Source organism: Micromonospora sp. WMMD558, assembly GCF_049315255.1.
Lineage (GTDB): Bacteria > Actinomycetota > Actinomycetes > Mycobacteriales > Micromonosporaceae > Micromonospora.
The window spans coordinates 5,072,801-5,090,845 of sequence record NZ_CP186061.1 but is presented as its reverse complement, the minus strand read 5'-3'; the positions used below and the strand labels follow the sequence as shown (position 1 = coordinate 5,090,845).

At 73.7% G+C, this 18,045-nt stretch carries 19 protein-coding genes; 12 read left to right on the top strand and 7 right to left on the bottom strand.

Annotated features, from left to right (window positions below; genetic code table 11):
- Window positions 1-19 precede the first annotated feature (19 nt).
- Window positions 20-1,030, bottom strand: a complete 1,011-nt coding sequence (locus ACN26Y_RS24235) for a sigma-70 family RNA polymerase sigma factor (protein ID WP_155332494.1) — start codon at window positions 1,028-1,030, stop codon at window positions 20-22.
- Between the two features lie 149 nt (window positions 1,031-1,179).
- On the opposite strand from ACN26Y_RS24235, the gene ACN26Y_RS24230 reads away from it, so the two are divergent.
- Window positions 1,180-1,764 (top strand): dihydrofolate reductase family protein, encoded by a 585-nt coding sequence (locus ACN26Y_RS24230; RefSeq protein WP_155332493.1) that lies wholly within the window; start codon window positions 1,180-1,182, stop codon window positions 1,762-1,764.
- Between the two features lie 281 nt (window positions 1,765-2,045).
- On the opposite strand, the gene ACN26Y_RS24225 is transcribed toward ACN26Y_RS24230, so the two are convergent.
- On the bottom strand, window positions 2,046-2,552 hold the full coding sequence (locus ACN26Y_RS24225) for an Lrp/AsnC family transcriptional regulator (RefSeq protein WP_155332492.1): 507 nt from the start codon (window positions 2,550-2,552) through the stop codon (window positions 2,046-2,048).
- 72 nt (window positions 2,553-2,624) lie between these two features.
- Here ACN26Y_RS24225 and pdhA point away from each other — a divergent pair, with 72 nt between their 5' ends.
- The 5 genes from pdhA to ACN26Y_RS24200 all read left to right on the top strand — a co-directional run bounded on the left by pdhA (window position 2,625) and on the right by ACN26Y_RS24200 (window position 7,996).
- Complete coding sequence (pdhA, locus tag ACN26Y_RS24220) at window positions 2,625-3,821, top strand: pyruvate dehydrogenase (acetyl-transferring) E1 component subunit alpha (RefSeq protein ID WP_196255940.1); 1,197 nt, start codon at window positions 2,625-2,627, stop codon at window positions 3,819-3,821.
- Window positions 3,821-4,837, top strand: a complete 1,017-nt coding sequence (locus ACN26Y_RS24215) for an alpha-ketoacid dehydrogenase subunit beta (protein ID WP_155332490.1) — start codon at window positions 3,821-3,823, stop codon at window positions 4,835-4,837. Before pdhA ends, ACN26Y_RS24215 begins: the two co-directional genes overlap by 1 nt.
- Window positions 4,834-6,174 carry a dihydrolipoamide acetyltransferase family protein gene (locus tag ACN26Y_RS24210; RefSeq protein ID WP_155332489.1) on the top strand — a complete coding sequence of 447 codons (1,341 nt, stop codon included), beginning with the start codon at window positions 4,834-4,836 and terminating at the stop codon, window positions 6,172-6,174. Before ACN26Y_RS24215 ends, ACN26Y_RS24210 begins: the two co-directional genes overlap by 4 nt.
- Before the next feature lie 42 nt (window positions 6,175-6,216).
- Window positions 6,217-6,570 (top strand): hypothetical protein, encoded by a 354-nt coding sequence (locus tag ACN26Y_RS24205; RefSeq protein ID WP_155332488.1) that lies wholly within the window; start codon window positions 6,217-6,219, stop codon window positions 6,568-6,570.
- A 160-nt stretch (window positions 6,571-6,730) separates the two neighbouring features.
- A complete protein-coding gene (locus tag ACN26Y_RS24200) occupies window positions 6,731-7,996 on the top strand; it encodes a L,D-transpeptidase (RefSeq protein ID WP_155332487.1) in 1,266 nt (421 codons plus the stop codon).
- A gap of 80 nt (window positions 7,997-8,076) precedes the next feature.
- Here ACN26Y_RS24200 and ACN26Y_RS24195 read toward each other — a convergent pair whose 3' ends face one another.
- Window positions 8,077-9,096 carry an SMP-30/gluconolactonase/LRE family protein gene (locus tag ACN26Y_RS24195; RefSeq protein WP_422733575.1) on the bottom strand — a complete coding sequence of 340 codons (1,020 nt, stop codon included), beginning with the start codon at window positions 9,094-9,096 and terminating at the stop codon, window positions 8,077-8,079.
- A 203-nt stretch (window positions 9,097-9,299) separates the two neighbouring features.
- Here ACN26Y_RS24195 and ACN26Y_RS24190 point away from each other — a divergent pair, with 203 nt between their 5' ends.
- Window positions 9,300-9,662, top strand: a complete 363-nt coding sequence (locus ACN26Y_RS24190; RefSeq protein ID WP_422733574.1) for an STAS domain-containing protein — start codon at window positions 9,300-9,302, stop codon at window positions 9,660-9,662.
- Between the two features lie 55 nt (window positions 9,663-9,717).
- On the opposite strand, the gene ACN26Y_RS24185 is transcribed toward ACN26Y_RS24190, so the two are convergent.
- Both ACN26Y_RS24185 and ACN26Y_RS24180 read right to left on the bottom strand, forming a co-directional pair.
- Window positions 9,718-10,095 (bottom strand): FKBP-type peptidyl-prolyl cis-trans isomerase, encoded by a 378-nt coding sequence (locus ACN26Y_RS24185; protein ID WP_155332484.1) that lies wholly within the window; start codon window positions 10,093-10,095, stop codon window positions 9,718-9,720.
- 210 nt (window positions 10,096-10,305) lie between these two features.
- Complete coding sequence (locus ACN26Y_RS24180; protein WP_155332483.1) at window positions 10,306-10,878, bottom strand: hypothetical protein; 573 nt, start codon at window positions 10,876-10,878, stop codon at window positions 10,306-10,308.
- Between the two features lie 191 nt (window positions 10,879-11,069).
- Here ACN26Y_RS24180 and ACN26Y_RS24175 point away from each other — a divergent pair, with 191 nt between their 5' ends.
- Window positions 11,070-11,402, top strand: coding sequence for a BON domain-containing protein (locus tag ACN26Y_RS24175; RefSeq protein WP_230688744.1), 333 nt, complete (start codon window positions 11,070-11,072; stop codon window positions 11,400-11,402).
- Window positions 11,403-11,559: 157 nt separating this feature from the next.
- Window positions 11,560-12,555, top strand: a complete 996-nt coding sequence (locus tag ACN26Y_RS24170; RefSeq protein WP_155332481.1) for a TerC family protein — start codon at window positions 11,560-11,562, stop codon at window positions 12,553-12,555.
- On the opposite strand, the gene ACN26Y_RS24165 is transcribed toward ACN26Y_RS24170, so the two are convergent.
- Window positions 12,536-13,267, bottom strand: a complete 732-nt coding sequence (locus ACN26Y_RS24165) for a helical backbone metal receptor (protein ID WP_155332480.1) — start codon at window positions 13,265-13,267, stop codon at window positions 12,536-12,538. The genes ACN26Y_RS24170 and ACN26Y_RS24165 overlap by 20 nt on opposite strands.
- Before the next feature lie 90 nt (window positions 13,268-13,357).
- Between ACN26Y_RS24165 and ACN26Y_RS24160 the strand changes: the two genes are divergently transcribed.
- The 3 genes from ACN26Y_RS24160 to ACN26Y_RS24150 all read left to right on the top strand — a co-directional run bounded on the left by ACN26Y_RS24160 (window position 13,358) and on the right by ACN26Y_RS24150 (window position 16,554).
- Window positions 13,358-14,029 carry a nitroreductase family protein gene (locus ACN26Y_RS24160; protein ID WP_155332479.1) on the top strand — a complete coding sequence of 224 codons (672 nt, stop codon included), beginning with the start codon at window positions 13,358-13,360 and terminating at the stop codon, window positions 14,027-14,029.
- 98 nt (window positions 14,030-14,127) lie between these two features.
- A complete protein-coding gene (locus tag ACN26Y_RS24155; RefSeq protein ID WP_155332478.1) occupies window positions 14,128-14,991 on the top strand; it encodes a hypothetical protein in 864 nt (287 codons plus the stop codon).
- Window positions 14,992-15,264: 273 nt separating this feature from the next.
- The gene (locus ACN26Y_RS24150; protein ID WP_422733573.1) at window positions 15,265-16,554 is read left to right on the top strand and encodes a hypothetical protein; all 1,290 of its coding nucleotides are present in this window, start codon (window positions 15,265-15,267) and stop codon (window positions 16,552-16,554) included.
- Between the two features lie 52 nt (window positions 16,555-16,606).
- On the opposite strand, the gene ACN26Y_RS24145 is transcribed toward ACN26Y_RS24150, so the two are convergent.
- Entirely contained in the window at window positions 16,607-17,854 is a 1,248-nt protein-coding gene (locus tag ACN26Y_RS24145) for an MDR family MFS transporter (protein ID WP_155332476.1), read from the bottom strand.
- Window positions 17,855-18,045: the final 191 nt, after the last annotated feature.

Below are 18,045 nucleotides of genomic sequence, written 5' to 3'. Positions count from 1 at the left end.
CCACTGTATGGCGGCCGGCTCAGCCCGGCCGGTTCCGAAGCGATCGCGGTAGCCCGAACGACGGGAGGACACTGTTCTCGAAGCGGGTCATCGCGCGGATCCGGTCGCCGCTCAAGGTGAGGACGTAGAGGCCGGTCCCGTTGCTGACGCCGCTGGGGCCGCGCAGGTAGGCGCCGAACGCCGGCTGACCGTTGGCTCTGGTCGGCACCAGGTCGAACCTCCGACCGGCGCGGAAGATGCGGGCGCAGAAGCTGGCCACGACGTCCCGACCCTCGTACTCGAAGGGCATGGGCGGCATCGACATGAAGACGTCGTCCGTCAGCAGGGCCACCAGCGCGTCGAGATCGGCGGACTCCCACGCCCGGACGAACCTCGCCACGGTCGCATCCTCGGCGGGTGATCCGGCGGCGGGCGGCGGTTCGCGGCCTTCGGTCGTGAGCCGTCGAGGCAGGCCGGCGCGCGCCCGTTTGAGGGCGCTCTTGACCGACTCGACGCTGGAGCCGAGCATGTCGGCCACCTCGTGGGCGCGGAATCCGAGGACGTCGCGCAGGATGAGCACGGCGACCTGGCGGGGCGGCAGGGTCTGCAGAGCGGTCACGAACGCCAGGGAGACGGCTTCGGTCCGCTCGTAGCGAGCCTCCGGGCCGGACGGCGTGTCGAGGGCACCGGTGAGCAGAGCGTCGGGGCATGGTTCGAGCCAGACGACCTCGCCGAGCCGGGTCGGCTCGAGCAGGTCGACGTCGGGCACGTCCCACTGCTTGGCCGGGCGTCGGCTGGCCGACCGGCGTGCGTTGAGACATCTGTTGGTGGCGATCCGGTAGAGCCAGGTGCGCAGCGAGGCGCGTCCCTCGAACCCGCCGAGGCCCTGCCAGGCAGCCAGCAGCGTCTCCTGCAGCGCGTCCTCGGCGTCCTGGACCGATCCGAGCATCCGGTAGCAGTGCACCCGCAACTCCCGGCGGTAGGGCTCGGTCAGCTCCCGGAAGGCGTCGCTGTCCCCGGCCCGAGCCCTTGCGATCGCGTCCGTTCCCACCCTCAGGTCACCTCCTCCCGCGCTCGGTCGCGCTCCGGGTACGGACACCGGCCAAGGGGCGAACGGGGCGGTCGGGGCCCGCCACTTTCTCGACGTCGCGGGTGTCCACCTCAGTGGTAGCTGACAGACACCAGCGGAGGAGAATCGAGATGGGGAAGATCGTCGTCAGCGAGAACGTCTCGCTCGACGGGGTCGGCCAGGATCTGACCGGTGAGGAGGGTTTCCGGTTCGGTGGCTGGTTCGGCCAGGTCGGGGACAGTGACCGCGAGGAGTGGGCCAAGGTCGGGTTCGCGGAGGCGCTGGGCGCCGAGGCGCTGCTGCTGGGTCGGCGCAGTCACGAGTGGTTCGCCGCGCGGTGGCCGTCGCGGACCGGTGAGTGGGCGGACAGGTTGAACGGCATGCCCAAGTACGTCGTGTCGTCGACTCTCGCGGATCCCGGCTGGAACAACTCGACGGTCTTGCGGGACGACGTTGTCAGCGAGGTCCGGAAGCTGAAGCGCCGGGTGGACGGGGAGATCGTCGTCTACGCCAGCGGGCGGCTCGTGCGCACGCTGCTGGCGCACGACCTCGTCGACGAACTGCGGTTGATGATCTATCCCTTCGTGCTCGGTGCCGGCGACCGTCTCTTCGACGGGATCGGCGACCGGAAACCGCTGCGGCTGGTCGGCTCCCGAACGGTCGGTGACAGCCTCGCCCTCCTCACCTACCAGCCGATCCGAGACGCGGGTGCGTGAGCCTCCACCGCGTCGCTGACGAGAACGCTCCGGGGCCGGAGGGCGGGGCCGTCGGCGGCGACGGTCCCGCCCTTCGTATCCCGGTGGTCCGTAGTGCGCGGGTTCCGGCATCGATGCCGGACGCGTCGGGGCCTTACCCGCTACCCGGCGTAGGTTTCGTATTCGGCGACTCTCGGCGTGCCGGTCGAGCTGGTGATCTCGAAGGTGATCTTGCGTAGCGAGGTCGCCGGGAAGGTGATGACGCCCGCCCCGCGGTTCTTTGCAGCGTTGGCGCGGCCCGGTCACTCCCAGGGGCTGGTCTCGCCGTCGAACTCGTGGAAGACCAGCCACGTGCGCGTGGAGAGAACCCCCGGGATGCTCTGCACCCGGCTCAACACCACGTCCCGCAGGGTGGCGTTGTCCGGCGCGCGGACCAGGGCGAGCACGTCGTGGTCACCGCCCAGCAGCGCGGCGTGCTCGATGTAGCGCACCCGCGCCAGTTCCGCGGACACCTCGCGCCAGGTGTTCTGCTCGATCGTGATCGCGACGTACGCGGAGGTGCCGAGCCCGGCGGCCTCCGGCGTGACCTGCGCCCGGAAGCCGGTGATCACGCCGTCGCGCAGCAGGCGCTCCACCCGGGCGTACGCGTTCGTGCGGGAGATGTGGATGCGCTCGGCGAGCGTACGCACCGAGGTGCGCCCGTCCCGGACCAGTTCGGCCAGGATGCGCCGGTCCACCTCGTCGAGGACGCGGGCCGATCGTCCCGTTCCGGGCGTCGAGTCCAGCTCCGGATCGGACTCCTGGCTCATGAGCGCACCACCTTCCTGTCATTCGTCCCGCGTTCACCGCGCATCTTGAGTCAATCATCCGACAGCAGGAGCATAGGCGCACCAGATGTCCAGGAGGTTCCCGCCGTGACGACCACACCCCAGGCGGTCCGCAGGGAGTCCCGGCGCCGGTCCCGACCGGCCACCACGCCGGATCCGGCCCGTGCGCTGCTGCCGGCGGGCGAGCCGGTACGCCTGCTCGACCCCGCCGGCACCCCGCTGCCGGCCCACCCCGACTACCCGGAGCCGCCCGTCGAGGCGCTCGTCGAGCTGCACCGGCGGATGGTGATCGGCCGCCGCTTCGACGTGCAGGCCACCGCGCTCACCAAGCAGGGCCGGCTCGCCGTCTACCCCTCCTCCCGCGGCCAGGAGGCGTGCCAGGTCGGCGCGATCCTCGCCCTGCGCGACGACGACTGGGTCTTCCCCACCTACCGGGAGTCGATGGCCCTGGTGTCCCGGAGCATCGACCCGGTCGAGGTGCTGACCCTGCTGCGCGGCGACTGGCACTGCGGGTACGACCCGGCCGCCCGGCGTACCGCGCCGCAGTGCACGCCGCTCGCCACCCAGTGCGTGCACGCCGCCGGCCTCGCCTACGGGGAGGCGTACCAGGGGCGGGACACCGTGGCGCTGGCCTTCATCGGTGACGGCGCCACCAGCGAGGGCGACTTCCACGAGGGCGTCAACTTCGCCGCCGTGTTCAAGGCGCCGGTCGTCTACTTCGTCCAGAACAACCGGTACGCGATCAGCGTCCCGCTGTCCCGGCAGACCGCCGCGCCGAGCCTCGCGTACAAGGGCGTCGGCTACGGCGTGCCCAGCGAGCAGGTCGACGGCAACGACCCGGTCGCCGTCCTCGCGGTGCTCACCCGCGCCGTGGCGCACGCCCGCGCCGGCCACGGTCCGTTCCTGGTCGAGGCGCACACCTACCGGATGGAGCCGCACACCAACGCCGACGACGCCACCCGCTACCGGGACGCCGACGAGGTGGAGGCGTGGCGGGACCGGGACCCGGTCGCCCGGCTGGAGACGTACCTGCGGGCCCGGGGCGCGCTCGACGACGCGGCGGTCGCCGCGGTCGCCGAGGAGGCCGAGGCGTACGCCGCCGACCTGCGGGACCGGATGCACGACAAGCCCACGGTCGACCCGCTGAGCCTCTTCGACCACGTCTACGCCCAGCCGACGCCGCAGCTCGTCGAGCAGCGGGAGCAGGTCCGCGCCGAACTGGCCGCGACCGCCGAGGAGGGGGACGCCTGATGGCCACCATGACCATGGCGAAGGCGCTCAACGCGGCCCTCGCCGACGCGATGCTCGACGACGAGCGGGTGGTCGTCTTCGGCGAGGACGTCGGCCAGCTCGGCGGCGTCTTCCGGATCACCGACGGGCTCCAGGCCCGCTTCGGCGACAAGCGCTGCTTCGACACCCCGCTCGCCGAGGCCGGCATCGTCGGCTTCGCCGTCGGCCTGGCCATGTCCGGCCTGCGCCCGGTGGTGGAGATGCAGTTCGACGCGTTCGCGTACCCGGCGTTCGAGCAGATCGCCTCGCACGTGGCGAAGCTGCGCAACCGCACCCGGGGCGCGCTCAGCGTGCCGATCGTCATCCGCGTCCCGTACGCGGGCGGCATCGGCGGGGTGGAGCACCACTGCGACTCCTCCGAGGCGTACTACGCGCACACACCCGGCCTGAAGGTGGTCACCCCGGCCACCGTCGAGGACGCGTACTCCCTGCTGCGCGAGGCGATCGCCGACCCGGACCCGGTGGTGTTCATGGAGCCGAAGAAGCTCTACTTCGCCAGCGCCGAGGCCGACCTGCCGGCCCGCACCGAGCCGTTCGGGCGCGCCGTGGTCCGCCGCCCCGGCACCGACGCCACCCTGGTCGCGTACGGGCCGGCGGTGCCGGTCGCCCTCGAGGCCGCCGAGGCCGCCCGCGAGGAGGGCTGGGACCTGGAGGTCGTGGACGTCCGCACGATCGTGCCGTTCGACGACGCCACCGTCACCGCCTCGGTGCGGAAGACCGGGCGGTGCGTGGTCATCCAGGAGGCGCAGGGCTTCGCCGGCGTCGGCGCGGAGATCGCCGCCCGGGTGCAGGAGCGCTGCTTCCACGCGCTGCACGCCCCGGTGCTGCGGGTGTCCGGCCTGGACATCCCGTACCCGGCGCCCATGCTGGAGCACACCCACCTGCCCGGGGTGGACCGGGTGCTCGACGCGGTGGCCCGCCTCCAGTGGGACGACCAGCCCGACGCGCGCTGGTTGACCGAGGCGGGTGCGGCATGAGCGAGAAGGTCTTCCTCCTGCCCGACCTGGGGGAGGGGCTGACCGAGGCGGAAATCGTCGAGTGGCGGGTCGCCGTCGGCGACACGGTGACGGTGGACCAGACCGTCGTCGAGGTGGAGACCGCCAAGGCCGTCGTCGACGTGCCCTGCCCGTACGCCGGGCGGGTCGTGGCCCTGCACGGCGCGGCGGGTGAGGTCCGACCGGTCGGCCAGCCGCTGATCACCGTCGCGCCGCTGGAGGCGGCGGCGCCGACGCCCGGCGGGGCTCCCGAGCCCCCCGGCCACGCCACCTATCGCGAGGAGGAGCGCGCCGGCTCCGGCAACGTCCTCATCGGGTACGGCACCGGCCACGGCGGCTCGGGCCGGCGCCGCCGGCCCCGCCTCGCCGCGGCGGCGGACGCGCCGGCCGGTGCGCCGGGCAACGGGACCGCCGTGCCGGCGGCCGCCGACGCGGGCGCCGTGCTGGTCATCTCGCCGATCGTGCGGCGGTTGGCGAAGGAGCGCGGCGTGGACCTGGCCACCGTGCGCGGCACCGGGCCGGGCGGGGTGATCCGCCGGGCCGACGTGGAGGCCGTCGGTCCGGTCTCGCCGACCCGGCTCGCCGCCGTTCCGGACGTCCCGGACCCGCACGTCGGGCTCGGCGACGGCGACGTCGTCATCCCGCTGACCGGCATCCGCAGGGCCATCGCCGACAAGCTGTCCCGCAGCCGGCGGGAGATCCCCGAGGTGACCATCTGGGTGGACGTCGACGCGACCGCCCTGCTGGAGACCCGCGCGGCGATCAACGCGGCCACCCCGGACGCGCCGGTGAGCATCCTGGCCCTGCTGGCCCGGACCTGCCTGTCCGGGCTGCGGAGGTTCCCGCAGCTCAACGCCCGGGTGGACACCGAGGGGCAGCGGATCGTGCAGTCCGCCGGGGTGCACCTGGGCATCGCCGCCCAGACCGACCGGGGCCTCGTGGTGCCGGTGCTGCGCGACGCGCAGCGGCTCACCACCGCCGACCTGGCCGCCGCGCTGGCCGAGACCACGGCGGCGGCGCGGGCCGGCACGCTGCCGCCGGCCCGGCTCACCGGCGGCACGTTCACGCTGAACAACTACGGCGTGTTCGGGGTGGACGGCTCCACCCCGATCATCAACCACCCGGAGGCGGCGCTGCTCGGCGTGGGGCGGATCGTGGACAAGCCGTGGGTGGTCGACGGCCAGCTCGCGGTGCGGAAGGTGACGCAGCTCAGCCTCACCTTCGACCACCGGGTCTGCGACGGCGGGGTGGCCGGCGGCTTCCTGCGGCACGTCGCGGACTGCGTGGAACGGCCCGCGCTGCTGATCGCCAACCTCTGAGCGACGGGCGCCCCGGGCGGTGATGCCCGGGGCGCCCCGTCCGTGCCGAGGGCGTTTCGCCCGCCGTCGGCCGGGAACCCCGCCCCGCAGCGCTGGAGCGCCGAAACCCCGCCGCCGGGCACGGCGTACGAGCTGCCCGACGCGCCGTCCGTGGTGGCCGGCCTGACGATCAACGCGGCCGTCGACTCGACGACCGTCCGGGGCAACCGGATCTGGGACAGCCAGGATCCGCGGACCCAGGCGTACGGGATCTGGGTGACCGAGCGGGGCAGCGCGGTCGGGTGCCGGGTGCAGGACAACGATCTCGCCGGCAACGGGCACGGTGGAATGCTGCTGGACACGCCGCCGGTCGGCGGCCGGTGGACCGGCAACGACGACGGCTCGGACTGGGACTGATCGGGCGCCGCCGGACACTCCGCCCGCACGGGCCGCGGGTGGTCGGCGCCCGGAAAATGGGGCCGGCAATTGCGGCCGGAGATTCGCCGAAATTGGGTACGAAACTGTGTCCGGCGGAGAGAATGTGGCAGAGGGAACGCAATAACGGGGGGACGCAACCATGGATTTCAGGCGGCGAATGACGCTGCTCGCGGTGACCGTCGCGGCCGCACCGTTGGCCCTGGGCGGATGCACCGCCGACCGCAAGCCGGGGGCGCGGCCGGGGGAGGGCCGGGGAGGCGGGCCGGAACTGGCGGTGACACCCGCGGAGGGGACCCGGGACGTGCCGATCAGCGCTGAGGTCGGCACGACCGTGAAGGGCGGCCGGGTCACCTCCGTGAAGATCGTGGACGACAAGGGCGGGCAGGTGGCGGCGGAGCCCCGGGAGGACGGCTCGGGCTGGGTGCCCAGCGCGCCGCTGAAGCCCAGCCGGACGTACACGGCCGAGGTGACCGCCACCGGTGACCGCGGCAAGACCACCACCCGGAAGACGACCTTCACCACGATGCCGAAATCCACCAAGCAGGCGATAACCAGTACATTGTATTTCGCGGGTAATCGGACTTACGGAACGGCGATGCCGGTAACCGTCGCGTTCGACCCGCCCATTCCGAAAGAGGCCAGGGCGGCGGTGCAGCGCCGATTGTTCGTGAAGACCGACCCGCCGCAGCCGGGGGTGTGGTCCTGGGTGTCCGACGGCACCCAGGTGTACTACCGGGCGCCCGACTTCTGGCGGCCGGGGACCACGATCAGTTTCCGCGCCGGGCTCGAGGGCCTGCCGATCGGCAAGGAGTACGTGGGCGACGCCGACCGGAGGGCGACCTCGAAGATCGGCCGGCAGGTCTCCCTGGAGATCGACAACGCCACCAAGCAGATGTCCGTGCACCGCGACGGCAAACTCGTCCGCAAGATCCCGGTGAGCCTGGGCAAGCCGAGCACACCCACCTCCAGCGGCAAGATGGTGATCATGGAGAAGCACCAGTTCACCACGTTCGACACCCGGGGCTCGGCCGACCCGTACGTGGTCGACGTCGAGGACGCGCAGCGCCTCACGTGGGGCGGCGAGTTCATCCACGGCGCCCCGTGGTCGGAGGGGGTCCAGGGGAGCGAGAACGTCTCCCACGGCTGCACCAACGTCTCCGCCACGGCGGCGGACTGGCTCATGAACATCACGCAGGTCGGCGACCTGGTGACGATCAAGGGCACCGAGGTGAAGCTGGACGAGGGCAACGGCTGGACCGCCTGGAACGTGAGCTGGGACAAGTACGTCAAGGGCAGCGCGCTGCCCGTGCCGGCCGGCCTGGCGCCGAGCCCCACGCAGGTGCCGCACCCCGGCGCGGTCGCCGGCGGCTCACCCGCGCCGGTGCCGTCCGTCCGCGGCGGCTGACCCGGGCAGTACGCGGGGACCGGTCCGGAAACGCGGGCCGGTCCCCGTGGCGCGGGGTCCGCCCGGTCCGCGGTGGACGCTCAGCCCAGCGGCACCCGGGCCACCCCGGCACCGGTGAGGCTGCCGAGCCAGAGGTGGTCGCCGTGCTGGCGGACACCGGTGACCATGTCGTACGTCCCGTTCGGACCGTGCAGGGTGCGCAGCACCTGACCGTCGCCGTCCACGAGGGCGACCAGGCCGTAGCGCAGCGGCTTCGGCTGCACCGCCGCCGGCAGGACGGCCACGAGCTGCCGCAGCCGAGGGTGCGGCAGCAGCCGCTCGACGACCGGCACGCGGGGGCTCGGCAGGGCGATCCAGTACGTCCCGTCGCCCACCGGGGAGACGTTGTCCGGGTACGCCGGCAGGTCCGCGAGCACCGTGACGACCCCGTCCGGCAGGTCGACCCGGACCAGCCGGTGGGTGGCCGTCTCCACCAGCATCAGTGCCGACTCGTCCGGGGTCAGCGCGATCCCGTTGGGGAAGTGCAGCCCCGAGCAGACCACCTCGGTGCGCCTACTGCCCGGGTCGTACGCCAGCACCCGCCCGTTTGGGCGGTGCTCCAGCAGGTCGCGTTTCCAGTGCGAGACGGGGAACCGGCTGGACGAGTCGGTGAAGTAGACCGTGCCGTCCCGGCTGATCGCGGCGTTGTCGGCCAGGTGCGGCCGGGGGCCGGAGCCGCCCAGGTCGCGGACGGCGCCGTCCCAGGTCACCCGCAGCAGCCCCCGGTAGGCGTCGCAGACCACGAGGCTGCCGTCGCGGGGGTCGACCTCCACGCCCAGCGGTCGGCCGCCGGTCTCGGCGAGAAGCCGCGGACGGGTGCCCGTCGGCGCGTCGACCGGCCACCACCAGATGCGGCCGTCCTCGGACCCGCTGACCACCCGCCCCGCCGGGTCGACGACGACGTCCTCGGGACCGGACGTGCCGTCGGGCAGGGGCAGCAGCTCGACGGCGTCGAGCCGGCGGTCGGCGGGCGCCCACGGCCCGTCGAGGGGCGGCGGGACCGTGGCGGGCTCGCGGACGGGTCGGATCAGCCACGGTGCGCGGGGGCGGGGGACGACCATCCGCTCATTCTGGCCCGCCGATCCGCCCGGCGTCGCCCCCCGACGTACCGGGGCGGGCCGTCCACCGGTGTGGGTCGCCGCCATCGCTGCCGGGGTCGCCCGGAAGGGGGATCCCCGATACCGGCGGGTGCGACCCTGGTCGTACCCGGATCCCGTCCCGCGGCACGACGGAACTGTCGGTGGTCGGGGCTAGATTCGTGGCCATGGGACAGCGGGACGACCGGTTCCACGTCGAGGTCAGCGTGGGTGCCCGGGTGGTGGAGGTGCGCGCGAACGGCGAGATCGACGTCGCCACGGTCGGCGCGCTGCGGTCGGCGCTGTGGGCCGTGCCGGCCCGGTCGGTGCTCCGGCTCGACCTGTCCGGCGTCCGTGTCCTCTCCGCCGCCGGGGTGCGTGCCCTGGCCGCCGCCCACCTGCGGTTGCGGGCCGGTGGTGGCGAGCTGGTGCTGGTGCGGCCCGACCCGGTGGTCGCCCGGGTCCTGCGCGTGACCGGCCTGCATCGGGTGGTCCGCGTCATCGACGACGCTCCCGCGCCGGTGGCCGGCCGCACGTTGATCGCCGCCTGACGCAACCACTGACCGCCGCGGTGCGGGCCCCGGTGGTGCCGGGGCCCGCACCGCGTCAGCGCACGCCGAGCAGGTCGACGACGAACACCAGCGTCTCGCCCGGCTTGATGACGCCGCCGGCGCCCCGGTCGCCGTAGCCGAGGTGCGGCGGGATGGTCAGGCGACGACGACCGCCGACCTTCATGCCGACGACACCCTGGTCCCAGCCGGCGATGACCCGTCCGCCCCCGAGGGGGAATTCGAACGGCTCGCCTCGGTTCCACGACGCGTCGAACTCCCGGCCGTCGGAGTGGGCGACGCCGACGTAGTGGACCCGCGCCACCTGCCCCGCACGCGCCTCGGGCCCGTCCCCGACGGTGATGTCCTCGACGACGAGGTCGGCCGGAGGCGCGCCCTCGATCGGGCCCACGTCGGGCTTGCCTGCCTGGTTCATCCGGAAGTCTCCTGCCGTGTCCGTCGTGATGTCCTTCGCCCCGTGATCCTGCCGGATCGCCACTCACCGATGTGCGCGCGGCCCCCGTTCAGAACAGTTCTTGCCATGGACCGGCCCCTCGAAGGGCCGACAGCATCCAAGGTCTGGGCACCGCGAAGCGGGCCTCACCCGGAGGGTGGGGCCCGCCCCTGTGGCTGTGCGGAGATCAGGTCAGCGGAGCCAGGGGAACCGCTGGACGATGGGCAGCTTCTCCCAGGTGGCGCCGAGGCCGAGGGTCCGGCCGGCGCCGATGAGGGTGAGGCCGACCAGGACGGCGGCGAGGGTCAGGTGTTCGTCCAGGAACGGGTTGGTCTGTGGGGGCAGGGCGACCGACCACATCATGACGTAGAGGGTGGCGCCGGTGGCGGCGGCGATGCGCATGCCGATGCCGAGGGTGAGGGCCAGGCCGATGCCGAGCAGGCCGAGCAGGAAGGTCCAGTTGGCGAAGGCGGTGCCGGCGAGGTCGTGGTAGATGCCGGCGAAGGGTCCTTCGGCGCCGCTCAGGAAGCCTTTGGTGGGGTTGCCGCCGTTGAGCCAGGCCCGTTCGGTGGGGGTGGCGAAGCCGAGCCCGAACACCTTGTCGACGAACGCCCACAGGAACGTCCAGCCGAGGGCCAGCCGGACACCCGCGAACACGTACCGCGCGGCGCGCCCCCGGGTGGTCTCGTCCTGGTGCCGCTGCTCCGCCGCCGGAGCGGTGTTCCCGGCGGTGTTCCGTTCGATCATCGCGGCCATGGTCTCCACGTCCCTTCCTGTCCCGCACCGCGCTTCCCGGTGGCATCTCCATTGGACGACCAGCCGCCCCCGGCGCGTCAGGGCCGACCGTGCCCTGCCGGACCGGGACCTTGGACCCCTCTCCCACCGGGTCTCCCGGACCGTCGGATCCCGGTCCCGCGGCCCTGCCCCGGCCCCCTGGCGCGGCCTAGCGGCTGCCGGTGCTGGACGACCTGGGCCGCCTGGTCGGCGTCGTGACCCGTGGTGACCTGCTGCGGGTGCACCTGCGGACCGACGCGGAGATCCGGGAGGACGTCGTGCAGGAGGTGCTGCACCGGGTGCTCGCGGTGCGGGACGGGCTGGTGACCGTCCAGGTCCGCGGCGGCGAGGTGACCCTGGACGGGCGGCTGGACCGGCGTAGCGCGGCTGAGCTGGCGGAGCGGCTGGCCGGGCAGGTGAGCGGCGTCGTGCGGGTGGTCAGCACGATCGCGTACGACGTCGACGACACCGTCCTGGTCGCGCTGGAGGCGGGCCAGGTCACCCCGGTCGCCTGATGGGCACCGGGTTCGGCGGAGCGCCGCCGGAGGGCCGGCCGGCCGCCTAGGCTCGGGGCGATGACGTGGTCCGGTTTCCCCGCCGGTTGCCGGGCGGACCGGTCCCGCCCCGTGGCCGGCGCCGGGAAAGGGGCGTCACGGATGCGGGGGGCGCCGGGTGGACGAGGCGACGTTCGCCGTGCCGCTGTGGGGGTGGGCGGCGGTCGGCGCGGTCATCGCCGTCATGCTCGCCGTCGACGTGCTCTCCCACCGTGACAACCACATCATCGAGCTGCGCGAGGCGGTCGTCTGGTCGGCGGTGTGGATCACCGCCGGTCTCGCGTTCGGCCTGGTGGTCCTGGTCTGGCTGGGCGGCGAGCCGGCGGTCGCCTACTACTCCGGCTATCTGCTGGAGAAGGCCCTGTCGGTCGACAACGTCTTCGTCTTCGCGCTGCTGTTCGGCTACTTCCGGGTCCCCGACGAGTACCAGCACAAGGTGCTGTTCTGGGGCGTGGTCGGTGCCCTCGCGTTCCGGCTCGCCTTCATCTTCGCGGGCGCGGAGTTGCTGCACCGGCTGGCCTGGGCCGGGCTCGCCCTCGGAGCGTTCCTGGTCTGGACCGGCTGGCGGCTGGCCGTACGCGGCGAACCGGACGTCGATCCCGACCGCAACCCGGTCGTCCGGCTCTTCCGCCGGCTGGTGCCGACCGATCCGCGCTACCACGGCAGCCGGTTCACGGTCCGCGTCGACGGGCGCCGCAAGGCCACCGTGCTGCTGGTCGCTCTCGTCGCGATCGAGGGCACCGACGTGGTCTTCGCGGTCGACTCGGTGGCGGCGATCCTCGCCATCACCACCGACACGTTCCTGGTCTGGACGGCGACCGCCTTCGCGGTCCTCGGTCTGCGCAGCCTCTACTTCTGCCTGGCCGGCCTGCTGCGGCACTTCGAGTACCTGCGGTACGGGCTGGCGGTCGTGCTCGCCTTCGCCGGGGTGAAGCTGATCCTCGCCGAGACCCCGGTGGGGGAGGTGCCGGTCTGGCTGACCCTGGCGGTGGTGGTGCTGGCACTGGCCACCTCGATCGCCTGGGGCCGGGTCGCCGCCTGGCCGGGACGCCGCCGGGCCCGCCGGGCCCGCCGCCGGGCCCGCCGGAGACGGATCAGCCCGCGGGACGGGTGACCGGCGCGGCCAACTGGGCCGCCAGCAGGGCGGGAGCCTCGGCGAGCGACGGTCCGTACCAGGTCAGGTGCCGACCCGACACCAGGGCGCACGGCGTCCCGGGGAATGCGTCCGGCCCGTCGGCGGCGGTGAACCGGTACGGCTCGTCGGGCAGCACCACCAGCTCCGGCGCCCGCCCGCGCAGCTCGTCCAGGCTCGGCCGGGGGTACCGCTCGGGGTGGTCGGCGTACCGGTTGGTCACGCCCAGCCGGCGCAGGACGTCACCGGCGAACGTGTCGCGACCCAGCACCACCCACGGCCGACGCCAGACCGGCACCACCGCCGGGCGCGGCGCCGCCTCGGCGGGCAGCGCCGCCCAGGCACGGCGGGCCGCCAGCAGCCAGGTCGGCTCGGCCGCCGCGCCCAGCTCGGTCAGCAGTGCGCCCAGTTCGGTGAGCGCCTCGTCCACGGTCCGGGGGTAGGTGACCCGCACCGGCACGCCGGCCGCCGCCAGCGCGTCGGCGTCCTCGCGGCGGTTCTCCTCGACGTTGAGCAGAACCAGGTCGGGGCGCAGAGCGCGGACCCGCTCCAGGTCCGGGTACTTGCTGCCGCCGACCCGGGGGACGTCCAGCCCGGTCGGGTGGGTGCACCAGTCGGTCGCCCCGACCAGCAGCCCGGGCAGCGTCGACGCCACCGCCTCGGTCAGCGACGGCACCAGCGACACGACCCGCACCCGACACCCTCCCCGTTCCCGTACCGGCGGCCTCCGTCGATCATCCCGCGTCGGCTGGCCGGGACCGCCGGGGCCGCCGACAATGTCAGGATGCCCCCGAACCGCCCCGCCGGCCCGCCGGCGTCCCGGCCCGTGCCCGACTACGGCGTACCCCCGACGGATGCGCTGGCCCGGGTGCGGGCCTTCGCCGACGCGATGACCCGGCGCCGCACCGTCCGCGACTTCAGCGACCGGCCCATCCCGGCCGGCGTGCTCGACCAGGCGCTGCGGGCGGCGGCTTCGGCGCCGAGCGGCGCGAACCGGCAGCCGTGGCGGTTCGTCGTGGTCACCGACCCGGAGCTCAAGCGCCGGCTGCGGGTCGCCGCCGAGGCGGAGGAGCGGGTGTTCTACGAGCGGCGCGCGCCGGAGGAGTGGCTGTCGGCGCTGGCGCCGCTGGGGACGGACGCGAGCAAACCGTTCCTGGAGACCGCTCCGGCGGTGATCGTGGTCTTCGAGGTGCACCGGGGGCCCCGCAGCCCCCGCCCCTACTACGTGAAGGAGTCGGTGGGGATCGCGGTCGGTCTCCTGCTCGCCGCGTTGCACCAGGCCGGACTCGCCACCCTGACCCACACCCCGAGCCCGATGCGCTTCCTCAACGAGCTGCTGGACCGGCCCGCCGAGGAACGGGGCAACCTGATCATCCCGGTCGGTTACCCGGCCGACGACGCTACCGTGCCGGACATTTCCCGAAAGCCGCTGTCCGAGGTGGTCGTCTGGCGCTGAGCGGGACCCGGCCCACCGACGCGCCGGCCGTGCTCGCACCCTAGACTCGGCCGGTCGCCGCCCGGGACGGCGACGGGACGGCGACGGGACGCGGGGCGATGACGAGCGGCGAGGGCGTGGATGGCGGCGGGCGGCGGGTGGTGCCCGGCGTCGGTGGTCCGGTGCTGACCCGGGACGGCCAGGTCGTGCACGGCCCGCTCCGGCTGAGCGACCTGGTGCGCCGGCGCCCACCGGGGGTCACCGGCCACCAGTGGAGCACCGCCCTGCGCGAGACGTACGACCTCGTCGTCCGCGCCGCCGGCACTGGCCGGGTCATCGTCGCGGTCGAGATCGGGCCACCGCCGGCCGACGGGTCGCCGGGCCAGCGCGTCGCCCGGATGAAGGACGCGGTCGCCGCCGCGGTCGGTCTGCCGGTGCTGCGGATCGGATCGTCGACCTTGCGGCCCGCCGACCACGGGCCCGGGATCGTGGCGTACGTCCTCGACGCCCACGCCTACACGAACCGCTGGGCGGGGGAGCCGGGTGTCACCGGGTTCCGGGACATCGCCGGTCGACTCCCCGACGGGCGGACCGGGCCGGTCAACGACCTCGGCGCGCTCACCCGCGCCGCGGCCGTCGAGGCGTACGTGGCGCGGCGGCTGTCCGACCCGATCGTGCGCGGCCTGCACGTGCGGTGGTCCGGTGGCCCGGCCGAGGGCTGGAGCTGGGTGGAGGTACGCCCCGGCGCGGTCCTGGTGGAGCGGGTCACGGTTGCGGAGCACCGGTTCACCTGCGGGGTCGACGCGGCGCGGCTCGCCGAGGACCTCGCCACCCTGGCGGTCGGTGAGCGGCTGCGCACGCTGGACGGTGCCGAGCCGCCCCTGACGTCGCGGGAGGAGCTGCTGGCCGGGATCCGTGGGCTGGCCGCGCGACGGGCCGAACTGGTCGACGGCTTCGCGTTCGACCACCTCTGCGTCGACTGATCGGCACCCCCCCCGCACGCCCTCTCGAAACCCGCGGGAAATTTCCCTCGCCCCGGTTGAACCATCGCCGCGGCCGTCCCGTACTCATGCGGGAATGGACAGGATCTCCCCGACCGCGTCCCCCGACGTGGAAGACGGTGCGGAAAGGGCATCGTCGGTCATCGACGTGCCACCGGATACGGCCCGACGGTAGTCGTCGGGGCGTTCCACCTCAATTCCGTCGGTCCGCCGAGGTCTCGAATGAACTACCGGATCGAGAAGGAGAGCAATTCGATGCGCAGGTCCACACGGGCGCGCCGGCCATCCGGTAACGCGCGGAGCAAGCGGCTGATCGCCGTTGTCGGCACGCTCGCGGTCTTCGGCGGCATCGTCGCCGTGACCCAGATCTCGTCGGCCGGAGAGCGGCGGTCGAACAAGACCCGGCCCGCGTCCGCGCAGTGCGTGCAGCCGAGCCCGGGTGCGACCGCGCCGAGCGGAACCGGCACCACGACGCGCACCTGGCAGAACGGACGGTGGGTGCGCAACCACTGGGGCGACGGCCAGCAGTCGGTCGAGGAGTGCCAGGAGACCCGGGACGGCCAGGCCCCCGGGAACAACGGCGGCTCCGCCGTGGCCTGCCCGGACGTGGCCGGCCGCCTGCCGCAGGTGCCCGAGCGGGCCCGCGCCGAGGTGGACCGCAACCTGGCCCAGTTGCAGGCCCAGATCACCGAGGCCGACCGGCGGCTCGCCGCCGAGGGAAGCCGCGGTGAGGCGTTCGTCCGCAACTCGATCCTGGCCCCGCTGGCCAGCAAGCGACGGGCGACGCTGGATCGCATCACGAACGCGATCGACCGGTTCGGTTCCCGCCCCCGCGGTCTGTCCCAGCTCGCCGAGTGCCAGGTCGCGCCGACCGGCAACACCAACGACGGAAACAACAACGGCGGCGACAACGACAACGACAATGACGGCGGCAACAACGGCGGAAACGACAACGGGGGCAACAACAACGGCGGCGATAACAACGCCCCGGGTGCCGGGCTCGGTGTGCTGGCGAACGACTGTGACGAGAGCCAGCTCCAGCCGCACGACGGTTTTCAGAACGGTAACCGGTGCGTGAGCACGGCCTTCGGTGAGGTCGCTGCCGCCGCGAACAACCCCTCGCTGCTGATCACGGACTTCCCGCAGCAGGTCCAGGCCGAAGAGCCGTTCACCCTCCGGGTGAGCACCCGGAACCTGGTCCGGGACCGGTTCCTCGCCGCCGGCCAGGGCGGGTACTACGTGGAGAGCTCGCTGCTCAACGGCGACGGCCTGGTGCGCGGCCACTTCCACACCGCCTGCCGGATGCTGGAGAGCACCGACGAGGCCCCGGCGAACCCGGAGGACGTGCCGGCGTTCTTCGTCGCCACCGAGGACAGCCGGGGCGGCCGGGAGGCCGACGAGGTGACCATCCAGGTTCCGGGCATGCCGGAGTCCGGTACCGCGCAGTGCGCGGTCTGGGCCGGTGACGGTTCGCACCGGGTACCGATGATGGAGCGGGCCAACCAGACGCCCGCCTTCGACGTGGTGCGCATCGAGGTCAACTGACCGACCAGGGTGGCGGGGCCGTCCGGGGGTACCGGGCGGCCCCGCCCCGTGCTCAGGCCGCGACCGGTGCCGGCGGAGCCGCCGTGGGCGCCGCCGCCCGGAGCGCGGCGATCCGCCGCGTGCGGGACCGGGCCGCGAGCAGGTTCGCGGCGGCCACCGCGAGCGCCAGGCCGAACAGGCCCAACCAGAGGGCGTCGACGGAGAACCGGTGGGCGACCAGGCCGCCCAGTGTCGGCCCGGCGAACGTGGCGAAAGCGTGCCCGAGCGAGTAGACGCCCTGGTAGCGCCCCCGCTGCGCGGTCGGTGAGAGGTCGGCGGTCAGTGCCGAGTTCGACGGGGTCATGGCCATCTCGCCGAGTGTCCAGACCAGCACCGTGACCGCGTAGAACCAGACGCTGTCGGCCAGCGCGGTGAGGGCGAACCCGGCGCCGATCACCAGGACGGCGACCGCGATGGTGCGCGACCGGTCGAAGCGGCCGACCAGGCGCGGCACGAAGAGCTGGCCGAGCACGATCAACAGACCGTTGACCGCGATGATCGGCCCGTACGCGGCGGCCGGCAGCCCGTCGGCCTGCAAGGAGACCGGCAGCATCACGCTCGCCTCGATGCAGAGCCAGGCCAGGCCGGTCAGCGCGGTGAACGTCAGGAAGACCCGGTCCCGCAGGACGGTGCCCAGACCGCCGCTCCCGGCGCGGGTGAGGGCGCCGGCGGCCGGCACGACGGGCCGGGACTCGGGAACGCGGAGACCGATCAACGCGGCGGTGCCCAGCAGCACGATGGCGTTGATCACGAACAGCAGCAGCGGGTCCACCCGGACCAGCAACCCGGCGACCGTCGCGGCGACCGAGAAGCCGATGTTGATGGCCCAGTAGTTCAGCGTCAGCGCCCGCAGCCGGTCCCGCTCACCGACGACGTCGATGATCGTGGCGGTGAAGGCGGGCCGGGCGACGCCGAGACACGCCCCGAGCAGCAGGGTCAGGGCGGCGATCGCGACCGGATGCCCGGCCAGGCCCAGCGAGAGCGCGGTGGCGGCGGCCGTGACGTTGCCGCCCAGCATCGCGGGCCGGCGCCCCCAACGGTCGGCGACGAGGCCGCCGATGACGCCCCCGGCCGCGCTGCCGGCCCCGTGCAACCCGATCACCATGCCGGCGTACGCGGGGCTGAAGTCCCGGACCGAGACGAGGTAGACGCCGAGGTAGATGGCGACGAAGCTGCCCAGCCGGTTGATCAGCGTGGCCGTCCACAGGTGCCAGAAGGTCCGGGGGAGTCCGCCCGCCGTCTGCGTCCACCAGTGCCTCATCCGCCGCCCCCGTCCGCTCGTCCCCGTAATGGCTGATCGGCTTTGCGATCATTGCAGCCCAGGGGTGCGACAGGACGGCGGCCGCCGGCCGGCGCGGGTGGCGCCGGTCACGGTCCCGGCCGGAGGGAATGGTGCGGGCCGCAAATGCCGGCGGGGCCGTGCCGTTTTCGGCACGACCCCGCGCGCGGGCC

Bases quoted from the DNA above. Each gene is read 5' to 3' on its own strand.
- ACN26Y_RS24190 (WP_422733574.1), top strand. From the start codon at position 9,300: ATGGGACAGCGGGACGACCGGTTCCACGTCGAGGTCAGCGTGGGTGCC.
- ACN26Y_RS24230 (WP_155332493.1), top strand. From the start codon at position 1,180: ATGGGGAAGATCGTCGTCAGCGAGAACGTCTCGCTCGACGGGGTCGGC.
- ACN26Y_RS24185 (WP_155332484.1), bottom strand. From the start codon at position 10,095: ATGAACCAGGCAGGCAAGCCCGACGTGGGCCCGATCGAGGGCGCGCCT.
- ACN26Y_RS24155 (WP_155332478.1), top strand. From the start codon at position 14,128: ATGACGAGCGGCGAGGGCGTGGATGGCGGCGGGCGGCGGGTGGTGCCC.
- ACN26Y_RS24210 (WP_155332489.1), top strand. From the start codon at position 4,834: ATGAGCGAGAAGGTCTTCCTCCTGCCCGACCTGGGGGAGGGGCTGACC.
- ACN26Y_RS24195 (WP_422733575.1), bottom strand. From the start codon at position 9,096: ATGGTCGTCCCCCGCCCCCGCGCACCGTGGCTGATCCGACCCGTCCGC.
- ACN26Y_RS24215 (WP_155332490.1), top strand. From the start codon at position 3,821: ATGGCCACCATGACCATGGCGAAGGCGCTCAACGCGGCCCTCGCCGAC.
- ACN26Y_RS24225 (WP_155332492.1), bottom strand. From the start codon at position 2,552: ATGAGCCAGGAGTCCGATCCGGAGCTGGACTCGACGCCCGGAACGGGA.
- ACN26Y_RS24160 (WP_155332479.1), top strand. From the start codon at position 13,358: ATGCCCCCGAACCGCCCCGCCGGCCCGCCGGCGTCCCGGCCCGTGCCC.
- ACN26Y_RS24145 (WP_155332476.1), bottom strand. From the start codon at position 17,854: ATGAGGCACTGGTGGACGCAGACGGCGGGCGGACTCCCCCGGACCTTC.
- ACN26Y_RS24200 (WP_155332487.1), top strand. From the start codon at position 6,731: ATGGATTTCAGGCGGCGAATGACGCTGCTCGCGGTGACCGTCGCGGCC.
- ACN26Y_RS24150 (WP_422733573.1), top strand. From the start codon at position 15,265: ATGCGCAGGTCCACACGGGCGCGCCGGCCATCCGGTAACGCGCGGAGC.